This is a genomic window from Georgenia sp. Z1344 (assembly GCF_057652375.1).
Map to the genome: position 1 here is coordinate 2,188,002 of NZ_CM172728.1, position 12,381 is coordinate 2,200,382.

11 protein-coding genes are annotated in these 12,381 nt (G+C 70.2%); 7 read left to right on the plus strand and 4 right to left on the minus strand.

The genetic code is table 11. The features are described from left to right. Window positions 1-215 precede the first annotated feature (215 nt). Window positions 216-854, plus strand: a complete 639-nt coding sequence (locus AC24FB_RS09865; RefSeq protein ID WP_425715535.1) for an O-methyltransferase — start codon at window positions 216-218, stop codon at window positions 852-854. Between the two features lie 252 nt (window positions 855-1,106). Continuing rightward, on the plus strand, window positions 1,107-2,315 hold the full coding sequence (locus AC24FB_RS09870) for an acetamidase/formamidase family protein (RefSeq protein ID WP_425715534.1): 1,209 nt from the start codon (window positions 1,107-1,109) through the stop codon (window positions 2,313-2,315). A gap of 636 nt (window positions 2,316-2,951) precedes the next feature. On the opposite strand, the gene AC24FB_RS09875 is transcribed toward AC24FB_RS09870, so the two are convergent. Both AC24FB_RS09875 and AC24FB_RS09880 read right to left on the minus strand, forming a co-directional pair. Beyond that, window positions 2,952-3,650 (minus strand): hypothetical protein, encoded by a 699-nt coding sequence (locus tag AC24FB_RS09875; protein ID WP_425715533.1) that lies wholly within the window; start codon window positions 3,648-3,650, stop codon window positions 2,952-2,954. A gap of 809 nt (window positions 3,651-4,459) precedes the next feature. Continuing rightward, window positions 4,460-5,431, minus strand: a complete 972-nt coding sequence (locus tag AC24FB_RS09880) for a LacI family DNA-binding transcriptional regulator (RefSeq protein ID WP_425715532.1) — start codon at window positions 5,429-5,431, stop codon at window positions 4,460-4,462. Between the two features lie 340 nt (window positions 5,432-5,771). Here AC24FB_RS09880 and AC24FB_RS09885 point away from each other — a divergent pair, with 340 nt between their 5' ends. The 5 genes from AC24FB_RS09885 to AC24FB_RS09905 are packed head-to-tail and all read left to right on the plus strand — an operon-like array spanning window position 5,772 to window position 10,659. After that, window positions 5,772-6,599 carry an ABC transporter permease gene (locus tag AC24FB_RS09885; protein WP_425715531.1) on the plus strand — a complete coding sequence of 276 codons (828 nt, stop codon included), beginning with the start codon at window positions 5,772-5,774 and terminating at the stop codon, window positions 6,597-6,599. Then, window positions 6,596-7,393, plus strand: coding sequence for an ABC transporter permease (locus AC24FB_RS09890; RefSeq protein WP_425715530.1), 798 nt, complete (start codon window positions 6,596-6,598; stop codon window positions 7,391-7,393). Before AC24FB_RS09885 ends, AC24FB_RS09890 begins: the two co-directional genes overlap by 4 nt. After that, window positions 7,390-8,403, plus strand: coding sequence for an ABC transporter ATP-binding protein (locus AC24FB_RS09895; RefSeq protein ID WP_425715529.1), 1,014 nt, complete (start codon window positions 7,390-7,392; stop codon window positions 8,401-8,403). Before AC24FB_RS09890 ends, AC24FB_RS09895 begins: the two co-directional genes overlap by 4 nt. A gap of 41 nt (window positions 8,404-8,444) precedes the next feature. Then, window positions 8,445-9,530, plus strand: a complete 1,086-nt coding sequence (locus tag AC24FB_RS09900; protein ID WP_425715528.1) for an ABC transporter substrate-binding protein — start codon at window positions 8,445-8,447, stop codon at window positions 9,528-9,530. Beyond that, window positions 9,523-10,659 (plus strand): adenosine deaminase family protein, encoded by a 1,137-nt coding sequence (locus AC24FB_RS09905; protein ID WP_425715527.1) that lies wholly within the window; start codon window positions 9,523-9,525, stop codon window positions 10,657-10,659. Before AC24FB_RS09900 ends, AC24FB_RS09905 begins: the two co-directional genes overlap by 8 nt. Window positions 10,660-10,760: 101 nt before the next feature. Here AC24FB_RS09905 and AC24FB_RS09910 read toward each other — a convergent pair whose 3' ends face one another. Together AC24FB_RS09910 and AC24FB_RS09915 are read right to left on the minus strand one after the other, a co-directional pair. After that, window positions 10,761-11,720: an IS3 family transposase gene (locus AC24FB_RS09910; RefSeq protein ID WP_487560168.1), complete on the minus strand. Its 960-nt coding sequence runs from the start codon at window positions 11,718-11,720 to the stop codon at window positions 10,761-10,763. 107 nt (window positions 11,721-11,827) lie between these two features. Then, a complete protein-coding gene (locus AC24FB_RS09915) occupies window positions 11,828-12,214 on the minus strand; it encodes a hypothetical protein (RefSeq protein WP_425713778.1) in 387 nt (128 codons plus the stop codon). Window positions 12,215-12,381 lie beyond the last annotated feature (167 nt).

Here is a 12,381-nt window from a genome sequence, read left to right on the forward strand (position 1 = left end):
AGCCATGTACTTGTGCGCCGAGCCAGGTAACGGCGGGGGTGGGGTCGGCGCACAACGACTGGGGTCGACGAGAGCATCGCGGCTCGGCACGCGACCGCTCCGAGACCTGACCCCCACCCCTGGCGAGTGAGGGGTTTTCGGTCGGGTGAGCGAGCGGAATCCCGCCCGGCGAGTGCGCGACGATGAACCGACCCGCCCCCGAACGAAGGACGACCATGCCCCGCGACGCGCACTCCAGCTCGATGATCACGGACCCGCAGGTCCTGGCGGTGCTCGACGAGCTCTACGAGCGTGAGCGCCACATCGAGTGGGCCGAGTACGCCTGGCACGCGGACCCCCACCGGCACGCGGAGACCGGGTTCTCGCTCAGCCCCGAGCAGGGCGACCAGCTCTACCTGCTGGCGCGGTACGGGCGGGCTCGGAACGTCGTCGAGTTCGCGACGTCGCTCGGCTTCGCCACGATCTACCTCGCGGCCGCCGTACGTGACGCCGGAGGCGGGATCGTCCGCACCGCCGAGCTCGTGCCGGAGAAGGCGGAGCGGGCGCGGGCGAACGTCGAGCGGGCGGGGCTGGGGGAGTACGTCGAGGTCCTCGTCGGGGATGCGCGCGAGACGCTGACGTCCGTGCCCGACGGCGTCGACCTCGCCCTCATCGACGGCTGGGCGCCGGACGTGTCCCTCGAGGTCCTGCGCGTGATTGAGCCGAAGCTGCGCAGCGGCGCGCTGGTGTACAACGAGAACCTCGACGCCTCCTTCCTCGACCACGTCCGCGGCGACGGGAACGGCTACCGGAGCGTGACCCTGCTCAGCGGCTCGGAGTACAAGCCGAAGGGCGAGCTGGCGCTCAGGATGTGAAGGAGTCGGGCGACGTCGCCGGCCGGTGACAGCTCGCGACCGTCCGGCGATCGCCGCCCGCCTGTGACCCCTACCACGGCGAGCGACTCCTCGATAGCATCGGCGTCGTCGGGGCCGTACGGGGGTGCGCGCGGGAGCCATCGCCCGGATCAGGGCCGCGGCATCCACCCGGCGATCCGCGCGAGCAGGCACCACACCTGGTCAACGACGAGCCAGTGGTGCGCGTGTCGCCACCTGTCAAGGAGGCACATCATGACCGACTCGACCGACTTCACCCGCTCCGGGGTCTCCCGGTTCAAGGACCGCGACCTGGGCGTCCAGCGGTTCCGCTGCGAGGTGGGCGTCCCGCTCGCCGAGCAGAAGCATCTCGGCCACAACCGCTGGCACCCGGACATCCCGCCGCTGGTCGAGGTGGGCATCGGCGACGAGCTCATCCTCGAGTCCGGCGGCTACGACGACTACCAGCTCAAGGACGTCGACGACGACGCCGACATCCACTCCTTCGACCTCACCCGCACGCACCCGCTGACCGGCCCGGTCAAGGTCGACGGCGTCAAGGCGGGTGATCTTCTCGTCGTCGACATCCTCGACGTGCTCCCGCTGTCCGGGATCGGCTACTCGAACATCCTGCCCGGGATGGGTGGGCCGCTCGCGTCGCAGTTCCCGCAGGGCTTCAAGACGATCTGGGACCTGCACGGGACGTACGCCACGAGCCGGCAGATCCCGGGCGTGGAGATCCCCGCGATCAGCCACCCCGGGATCATGGGCGTGGCGCCGTCGCACGATCTGCTGCGGATCTGGAACGAGCGCGAGGACCCCCTGATCGCCGACGGCCTGGCCGGTCCGCGTGCGGACGCCGTCGCGACGTCCGTCCTCCGCGACCTCGAGGGCGACGAGTGGCGGCGCGTGGCCCAGGACGCCGCCCGCACGATCCCGCCGCGCGAGAACGGCGGCAACATGGACATCAAGAACCTCTCGCGGGGCTCGCGCGTCTACTACCCGGTGTTCGTCGACGGCGCTCTGTTCTCCTCGGGCGACTTCCACTTCGCCGAGGGCGACGGCGAGGTCACCTGGAACGCCATCGAGATGGACGGGGCCGGCTGGTACCGGTTCGGCGTCATCAAGGACGGGATGGCGCGCTACGGCGTGAGCACGCCGATGTTCCGGCCCTCGCCGTTCGATCCGCAGATGGGGACGAGGTACCTCTCCTTCACCGGGCTGTCCGCGAGCGGCTCCGAGCAGAAGTACCTCGACACGACGATGGCCGCCGTCCAGGCCCTCGAGCAGGCGATCGAGTACCTGGGGAAGTTCGGATACACGCCCGAGCAGGCGTACACGATCATCTCGGTGGCGCCCTGCGAGATGCACGTGGGCGGGATCGTCGACATCCCGAACGCGGCGGTCGTGCTCAAGGTGCCGGTCGACATCTTCGACAAGGACATCCTCCCGCAGCCGGAGTAAGGCCCGGTCCCGCGGGGGTGGGTGCGGCTCGCGAACGGAGCACGACGTCGAACCCCTCACCCCCGCTGCGGGACCGACGTCTCTTCGCCGACCTCACGCTCGGTCTGACGGCACCACGCCCCCTCGCCGACTCACGCTCTGTCCGCCGGCACCACGCCCCCTCGCCGACTCACGCTCTGTCCGCCAGCACCGCACTCCCTCGCCGACCTCACACTCTGTCGCCGAGACGGCCGACGGCGTCTGTGAGGTCGGCGAGGGGGGCGGGTGGCCACTGCTGACGTCGCTCTCTCGTGCACCGCGCCATGTACTTGTCCGCCGAGCCAGGTACCTGCTTGCCGAGCCGTGTACTTGTCCGCCGAACCAGGTAACGGTGGGGGTGGGGTCGGCGTACAACGACTGGGGTCGACGAGAGCATCGCGGCTCGGCACGCGACCGCTGGTGTCGGCGCGGGTCCGTAAGCTGCCTTCCGGCTCTCGGGGGGCGGTGACGGGGCACCTGCACGGTCACCACACCACATCGAGTCGGTCCGACCACTCGTGTGTCACGGCGACCGCGAGCGGGCGTGGATGAATGGCGCCGTCGCGCCTGGTCCGTCACTGCGAGGCGCCCCACCGGCCTGGTGCAGGGAGGGGCCCGTCAGGCCGACCGGCCGGTGCGTCGCCGCGTCCGGGGCATGAGGTCGGTGACCGGCGAGAGACTGAGCCGGACACCGTCGGGCACCTTTGCGACGATCCGCTCGACCGTGAGGGCAGGGTTGCCGGCCTCGGAAGCGCTGAGGTGCAGCACCGTGTGGCCCGCACGCTCGAGTGCCTGGTCCCGACGTCTTTCCTTCATCAAGGCGTCCGAGGTGACGGTGGGGTCGGTGCCGAACTTCGAGTGCCCGTCGAACTCGACGATGAGCCATCGCGGCCTCCCGTCCGGCGTCGTGCCGATGGGGATGGCAAGGTCGACCCACCACCGGTGCCCGTCGGCCGCGATCGGGCACTGCTGTACCGCGTCGCGCACGCCCCAGACGAGAACGATCCACCTGACACGCGACTCCCACGCCGACTCCGACCACGGCGACGCCAGCTCGACCAGTCGGATGGCGCGCCGGACGCCCCGTGCGCCCCGGAACTCGGTGCGCAGCCGGCTGATCAGCAGGGCTCGCAGCTCGCCCGCCTCCCGATCGACCCGTTCGCGCTCCGTCCGACTCGCTCGGCACATCCTGGCGAACACGTGATCCAGCGTGACGATCGCCTGCTCTGGATCACGAAGGCGTGCGAAGTCCATCGCTGTCCGCTCGAGCGTGGTGACAGGCTGGCCGCCGATCATCACGATGTCGCCGTCAGCCACGGTGAACTCGTGTCGGAGCACGTCACGGGCACTCCCGGGCCCCGCGGGACTCGGGGCCGCGAGGTGCACCGTGGTCGGCACCGTCCATGTGTAGAGGTCGTGGACCGCAGCGGCCGATTCCAGCACCAAGGGCCGAGGAGTCGACGTCCGTGCCTGGGCCGCGGTGCATCGTGCGCGGTAGAGGGCCCGTGTGCGTGCACCTCCGTTGAGCCCCTTCGGCACCACAGCGACGGCACCGCGGCGGACCGTGACGAGTTCAGTTCCTTCGTTCGACCGCGACCTGGCCAGGGGGTCGTGGAGGCCGCGGACGTCGCCCAGGAGGACCCGCAACGTCGGTGTTCCCGTGGGCAGCGCCGAATTCATCATGGCCCGACCCTGAGTGACGACGTCCGGTACGACTGGGGAGGACATCGCGACCTGTGGATGGACGTGTAGCCGCAGTGCCTGTGGTGATCTCGTGGCGTCCCGGATGGTGCTCACGCCCGGAAGCTGGGCAGGCGTGGACGGAGGCGCGCGCTGCTCGAACACTCGAGCGTGCGACGCGACCTGTGGGGGCCCGGCGATCGTCGAACCAGCACCTTGTCGCCGACCCATGTACTCGTCCGCCGACCCGTGTACTTAATTGCCGACCCGTGTACTTGTCCGCCGAACCAGGTGACGGCGTGGGTGGGGTCGGCACCCAGCATCTAGCTTCGGCGACAACCCTCGGGGTCGACGCACAACCTGTGGCCTCGGCAGGAACGAGTGAGGTCGGCACTCACCCTGTGACCTCGGCGGAACCGGGGGAGGTCGGCACCGTCCCGCCGCGCTCACGCCCTCCCGCGAGGCCCGGCCCAGTGCTCGGCCACCGGTACGGTCAGCCGTCTCTCTGGCGGCTCCGGCGCGCTCCCGCCGAGCAGGGCCAGCAGGTGATCCATCGCCGCCGCGCCGAGCGCCTCCCCGTCCACGTCGACCGCGAGCGACCCCGGCACGCCGACCACCTCGACCGCGTCGTCGCTCCGGGGCTGGTCGCCGAAGTGCGCCCGGCCGCGCGAGATGAGCTCGAAGAGCAGACCCAGGCCGAGGTCGGACGCGAAGGGGAGGGCCACTGTCGCGCCCGTCGCGAGGACGTCGTCGGCAAGCGCCGCCCCGGTCGTGAAGAGAGCGGGGGAGGGGCCGAGGATGTCAACCTCGACCCCGGTGGCGCGTGCGGCACCGAGAACGGCCTCCGACCGCTGGACGTTCTGCCACGACTTGTCCGGCCCGTTGAGGAACGCCACCCGCTCGTGCCCGGCGTCGGCAAGCCGCTCGACGAGCGAGCCGAACGCGGCGGCGGTGTCCGCGGACACGGACGGGATGCCCTCGATCTCCCGGTCGACGAGCACGCTCGGCTTGAGCGCGCAGGCCCGGCGCACGAGCTCGTCGTCGCCGCGCGGTGCCACGACGATGAGCCCGTCGACCTGTGCGACGAGCTGCTCGAACCGCACCCGCTCGGCCTCGTCCTCCAGCGGGTGGACGGCGATCGTCACGTGCAGGTCCGTTGCCGCGGCCCGGTTCTGGGCGCCGCCGATGATCGGCGTGAAGAACGCGTTGTGCAGGGTCGGCACCAGCAGCGAGACGATCCCGGAGCGCCCCCTGGCCAGGTGCTGGGCGCCCCGGTTGGGGATGAACCGCAGGTGCTCCGCCGCGTCACGGACCCGCTCGACGGTTCGAGGGGCCACGAGGTCCGGTCGGTTGAGGGCTCGCGACGCCGTCGCCTTGGAGACCCGTGCGTGCGCCGCGACGTCGCTGAGCGTGGCCACCGGGCTCCCTCCCTCGTCGTTCCTGGCATTGTTCCCCGCTTGCGCGCACCTCGCGCGTGAACCGCACCGACGACGTCGGCACGCACCTCCCGCCCGAACGGCACCGTCGGCACGTCTCGCCCCGGAACGGGTCCGACGACGCCGACACGCACCCCGGACCACGCCGGCATCACCACCCCCGCTGGCGCAAGACAGGCATCGCCACCGGGCGGCCCGGTATGTATAGTCCCACCGTAACCGGTTGTGGAACCGGTTGCGGTCGCCAAGCGCCGAGTCCTGGACCACAGGGGCGTCGAGCGGCCGACCGTCAGTGACGACGCCCCACCCGAAGGAGGAACTCGTGCGCCAGACCCGTGGCACGACCGCGCTCCTGCTGCTCCCCGGTCTCGCGGTCCTCCTCGTGGGCTTCCTCGTGCCGTCCGTCGCGATGCTCGTGGCCCCGCCCGACATCGGGCCCGGAGAGGTCCTCGCCCGCCTGGGGCAGATGCTCAGCGACCCCTACGACCTCGCGATCATCGGCCGCACGCTGCTGCTCGGGCTCATCACGACGATCCTGTGCCTGCTCCTCGGTTTTCCCATCGCCTACCTGCTCGCCCGGTCGACGTCGCGTTGGTCGGGCGTGCTCCTCGCGCTCGCGATCTTCCCGCTCCTGCTCAGCTCCGTGGTCCGCACCTTCGGCTGGCTCGTGGTCCTCGGCTCGCAGGGGGCGGTTCCCCAGCTCCTGCTCCGGCTCGGGCTCGTCGACGAGGCGCCCCAGCTGCTCTACACGCCGCTCGCGATCGTCCTCGGGCTCACGCAGCTGTTCCTGCCGCTCGCCGTCGTCGCCTCGTACTCGGCGGTCGCCCAGGTCGACGCCGGACTCGACGACGCCGCCCGCGGGTTGGGTGCCGGGAGGATCCGCACCTTCTGGACGGTGGTCCTGCCGCTGTCGTTGCCCGGCGTCGTCGTGGCCTCGGTCCTTGTGTTCGCGGGCTCCATCACGGCGTACACGACCCCCTATCTCCTCGGCGGCTCGCGCGAGCGCGTCCTCGCCACGCAGCTCTACACCTACGCCAGCACCACCATCGACTGGGCGGCCGCCAGCGCGACGGCGCTCGTCATGACGATCCTCGTGTTCGCCATCTCGGGCCTGTCCGCACTCGTCGGCCGCAGAGGGGCGATCGCATGAGCAACCGCCGACCCGTCGCCGCGGCGCTCGCCGTCCTCGGCTACATCGTGATGATCGTGCCGATCCTGTTCGTCGTCGTCACCGCGTTCTCCGCCGGCAGCACGCTCCGTTTCCCGCCCGAGGGCTGGTCCCTGCGCTGGTTCTCCGAGGCGGTGAGCTACGAGCCGTTCATGACCTCGCTCGTGTCCAGCCTCCAGCTCGGGCTGCTCGCGACCGTCATCGCGCTCGCGCTCGGCGTGCCCGTCACGCTGGCGATCCACCGCGGCCGCCTGCCCGGGAAGGGGCTCGTCGAGGGCCTGTTCCTCTCGCCGCTCATCGTGCCCGAGCTCGTCGTGGGTCTGGCGCTCTACCAGCAGCTCATGCTCGGCCTCGACCTCGACAACTTCGAGGTCCTCCTCTTTGGTCACACGGTGCTGATGTTCCCCTACGCCGTGCGGGTGACGGGGGCGTCCCTCGCGCTCATCGACCCCGCCGTCGAGGAGGCGGCCCGCGGTCTCGGCGCCGGGCCCGCACGGACCTTCTTCACGGTCACGCTGCCGCTGCTGCGACCGGGGATCTTCTCGGCCGCGCTGCTCAGCTTCGTCGCGTCCTTCAACAACGTGCCGCTCTCGCTGCTCCTGCAGAGCCGCGACTTCCGCACGCTCCCGGTGGTGATGCTCGACTACGTCCAGCAGAGCTACACGCCCATCATCGCCGCGATCTCGGTGCTCATCCTCGCCGGCACCGTGCTCGTCGCGATCATCACCGAACGGACCCTCGGGTTCGCCAAGGTCTTCGGAGGCATCAACGGATGACTGCTGCCCAGCTCGTCGGCGTGACCCAACGGTTCGGCGACTTCACCGCCGTCGACTCGATCGACCTCACCATCCCCGAGGGGAAGCTCACGACGCTCCTCGGACCCTCCGGCTGCGGGAAGACCACCACCCTGCGCATGCTCGCCGGCTATCTCGCCCCGACGTCGGGACAGATCCTCATCGGCGGCAAGGACGCGACCCGCACCCCGCCCGAGAAGCGCAACCTCGGCATGGTGTTCCAGTCCTATGCGCTGTTCCCGCACATGACCGTGGCCGAGAACGTCGGCTACGGCCTCAAGGTGCGTCGAGTAGGGGCTGCCGAGCGCAGGACGCGCGTGACCGAGTCCCTCGAGCTCGTCGGTCTCGCCCACCTGGCCGGCAACAAGCCGAAGAAGCTCTCCGGCGGTCAGCAGCAGCGCGTCGCGCTCGCGCGTGCCATCACCATCGGCCCCGAGCTGCTCCTGCTCGACGAGCCGCTGTCCAACCTCGACGCCCGCCTGCGCATCCAGATGCGCGCCGAGATCCGGCGCATCCAGTCCGAGACCGGGCTGACCGTCGTGCTCGTGACCCACGACCAGGACGAGGCCCTCGAGATGAGCGACGAGATGGTGCTCATGCAGGACGGCCGCATCCAGCAGCAGGGCGCGCCGCAGGACGTCTTCCCCGCGCCCGCCAACCGGTTCGTCGCCGAGTTCCTCGGCTACGAGAACTTCCTCCACGACGCCGGTGGACAGCTCCTCACCGCGCGCCCCGAGCACATCGAGCTCGATCCGGCCGGTGGGGCGCGGGGGAGCGATACAGCCTCCTCGGGCCTCGCGCTCGACGGCACCGTCCTCGACGTCGCCTACCGCGGGGTCGACGTCCTCGTGAAGGTCGCCGCCCAGGACGCCTCCGGCGAACGCGTCGAGCTCCTCGCAGACCTGCGCGCCACCACGGCACCCCACCTCGACGCCGGCGACCCCGTCCGCGTCCAGGTCCCCGAGTCGCGGCTCGTCGCAGTCGCCCCCTGACCGTCGCCCTCCGCACCCGCGGCCCCCGAAAGGAACAGTCCATGTCACCCAGCCGCCGGTCCACCGACCGCCGCCGCGTCCTCGCCCTCTCCACCGTCGTCGTGCTCTCCGCCGCAGGCATCGCCGCCTGCGGCGGCGGGGGAGACTCCGAGGGCGACGCCGACACGATCGTCGTCAGCACGTTCCCCTTCAACGTCGAGCCCTTCACGGAGGCCGTCGTCGACCCCTTCACCGAGGCCACCGGCATCGAGGTGGAGATCGAGACGGGATCCAACGCCGACCGTCTGTCCCAGCTGCAGCTCGACGAGGGCGACTCCGGCATCGACGTCATGCTCATCTCCGACACGTACGCGGCGATCGCCCAGGAGGACGACCTCTTCCAGCAGGTCACCGCCGAGGACGTGCCGGCGCTCGAAGAGATCGCGCCGTTCGCGACCGAGGAGGGGTTCACCGGTCCCGCGTACAGCTACCAGCTCAACGGGATCATGTACGACACCGAGACGTTCTCCGCCGAGGAGGCCGCCGACTGGGCGATCTTCGGCGACGAGGCCAACGCCGGGCGCGTGGTCCTGCCCGACATCGCTGTCACCTCCGGCCAGCTCACCGTCTCCGCCATCGGCGAGGTCTACGGTGCCGGCCCCTACGACGTCGACACGGCGTTCTCCACGCTCGCCGAGTGGTCCCCGAACGTGCTGCAGTTCTACGGCTCGAGCACCGAGATGACGAACCTGCTCACCCAGGGGGAGATCGTCGCGGGTGCCGCGCTCAACGGGTTCGCCACCGACCTGGTCGCCGCGGGCGAGAACGTCGGATGGACGCCGCCGGCGGAGGGGCGCTACATGGCGACCAACCGGGCGATGGTCCCGAGCGAGGCACCCAACGTCGAGGGCGCCCACCAGTTCATCGACTACCTGCTCTCCCTCGAGGCGCAGCAGGCCAGCGCCGAGCTCGTCGGGGACCTGCCCGTCAACCTCGAGGTGGAGATGCCCGAGGAGCTGACCGCCGTCGTCGGTGACGTCGCCGACGACCCCGAGGCTGCCGGCTACTCCACCCTCGACCCGAACGAGATCACCCCGAACCGCAACGAGTGGGTCGAGCGGTTCGCGCGGGAGGTTGTTGGTGGCTGAGGCGACAGGAGCCGTGACGGCGGACGTCGGGCCCGACGCCGAGGCCTTCCTCCGGCGCCTGCCCAAGGTGGACCTGCACTGCCACCTGCTCGGCACCGTGCGGCCGACGACGTTCGGCGACCTCGCGCGCCGCGAGGGGCTGTCGCTGCCCGATGCGCCCGAGCGGATCTTCGCCGACATCAACTCGACGCCGCCCGACCCGTCGTTGTACCTCGACACGCGGATCCCCATGCCGCAGGGACGCAGCGACGACGAGCCCGACCGGTCGTACTCGTTGTTCGAGGCGTCGGACTGGGTTCGCCAGGTGCTGCGCGGGCCCGACGACCTCACGCGGATCGTCTACGAGGCCCTCGAGGACGCACACACCGTCTCCGGGACCCGGCACGTCGAGTTCTCCATCGACCGGCCACCGCCGCAGATCGAGGCCCTGGGGTACGCGCAGATGGTCGAGGCCTACGCCGAGGGCATCCGGTTGGCCGAGCGCGACTTCGGGATCACCGCGCGGATGCTCGCCGCCGTCGACCGGTCGGGGACCGGCGAGGAGGCGTTGGAGTGGATCCGGACCGTCGTGGACCACCCGCACGAGCACCTCGTGGGGATCGGCCTGGACAACCTCGAGACCTCGGGCCCGCCGGAGCGGTTCGTCGACGCCTACCGCCTGGCGGGGGAGGCCGGGCTGCGGCGCACCGCGCACACGTCCGAGCACGTGCCGAGCGCGCGCAACGCCGTCACCTGCCTCGACGTCCTCGGCTGCGAGCGGCTCGACCACGGGTACTTCGTCCTCGAGGACGACGCCGTGGTGGCGCGGATGCGCGACGAGCAGGTCGCGTTCACGGTGGTCTCGACGACGTCGCGGCGCTCGTGGCGGCCGTGGCGGCGTGCCTCCATCCGCGCGATGCTCGACGCCGGTCTCAACGTCTTCCCCGCCAGCGACGACCCGGGGATGTTCCCGACGACGCTGCTCAGCGAGTACCGGATCCTGCACGACCAGGTCGGGGTGGGGTTGGAGAAGCTCGCCGCGATGGCACTCGCGGGGGTGGAGGCCAGCTGGCTGCCGGAGGCGGGCAAGGACGTGCTGCGCTCCGACATTCGTCGCGAGGCCGAGGCGCTGGCAGGAGGACAGGAGTAGACCGGCTGGACGTGGGGCCGGTCTCCCCTCCCGCGCCGACCCATGTACTCGTCCGCCGACCCGTGTACCTGTCCGCCGAACCAGGTGACGGCCGGAAGGTGTCAACCTGTTTGGAGTCGTTGGGTTGATTGTTCGGTGTTGAGAGTGACGTTCGCTAACGGTGCTCTGATTCGGGGGGTGCGGGGGTAGCGCTCGGGGTGGCGGGCGGCCAGGTCTTCGAGAGTGGACTGTCGCTGGTGATGGACAGTGCGCCAGCTGCCGTCATGGACGCTCTGCGGTGTGTGGCCCTCGAGCGACGTGTGCCGGTGAGTGGTGTTGTAGTCGGTGATCACGGTCGTGGCCCAGCGACGAGCATGGGCCATGTCGTGGAACCAGCCGGGATAGCGGGACTGGTACTTCGCTGTCTTGAACCATGATTCGGCGTACGGATTGTCGTTGGAGACCCGGGGCCGGTTACGTGAGCGGGTAATGCCCAGCTCGCGGTAGAGGTCGGACAGGGTGTCGGACATCATCGACGGGCCGCCATCGGAGTGCACGATCTGCGGGTGCGTGCCCTGCGCGTCGAACGCGGTCTCGAACATCGCTCGGGCCAGGTCATCGTCCTCGCCCTGTTCAACCCGCCAGCCCACGACCAGGCGCGAGAAGACGTCGATGACGAGATAGAGACTGAGCCACTGCCCGTGGTACTTGCCCGCGAGCTTGGTGATGTCCCAGCACCAGACCTGGTTGGGCGCGGTGGCTCGGAACTGCGGCATCGCGCTGGCCCGCCGCCGGCGCCGGGGCCGGCTGGGCCGTTGCGGCCCCAGATGAGCAGCGGCGAGCCGGTGCCACGTCCTGAGCGAGGCGATCGGATCGCCCGCGTCCAACGCGTCGTGCCACGACGAGTACACGCCGCGACCGACGGCGAACCCCTGGGCGATCAGTCCCAGGATCTGCTCCCGCTCGGCGTCGGTGACCCGGTTGGGATAGTCCCGCCGTGCCTGCGGAACCGGACCGGGCACCCGGTCGCGGGGATGGCGGCGGTAGTGCCACGTCGCGCGACTGATCCCGAGCAGTTCCAAGGTGGCGCGCTGACTGGTCCCATAGCTCTTGATCTCAGCGACCAGCTCGTTCTCGAACGCGATGAAGTCCGAACCGCCCGTCGCCGTACCCGAGCCGGTGGTTGGGTTCAGCTCTCGTCCTTGGGCTCCTGCTGCTCGCCGGCGCGGTCGTGCAAGAGCCCGATAGCTTTTCCCAGCGCATCGTTGACCTCCTGGAGTCGCTCGATCTCAGCGGCGTGTTCCCGCCGATCGGCCTCCCGCGCAGCCTTCTCCGCCGCGAGCTGGACCTCGAGCTGTTTGAACTTGGCTCCACCAGCGACATCCATCAAGGAAGTGTCCCTGGGAATCAGCTCGGCATCCAGATCGCCAAAGAAGAACGCCTTACGCCAACGACTCATCGTTCGCGAGTCGATCCCCCTCTCTGCGAGCCATGCCAACTTCTGACCGTGCTCGACAACCAGGTACTCGGCCACGAACTCAGCCTTCTCCTGCGGAGTGCGCAGACGTGCCAACATCGACCTCCTCGATCGACTCACACCCAGGCTGACACACAGGGGGCGTGGGTGGGGTCGGCGCACAACCTCTAGGTTCGGCGGCAACCCTCGGGGTCGGCGCACAACATCTAGCTTCGGCGACAACCCTCGGGGTCGGCGCACAACCTCTAGGTTCGGCGGCAACCCTC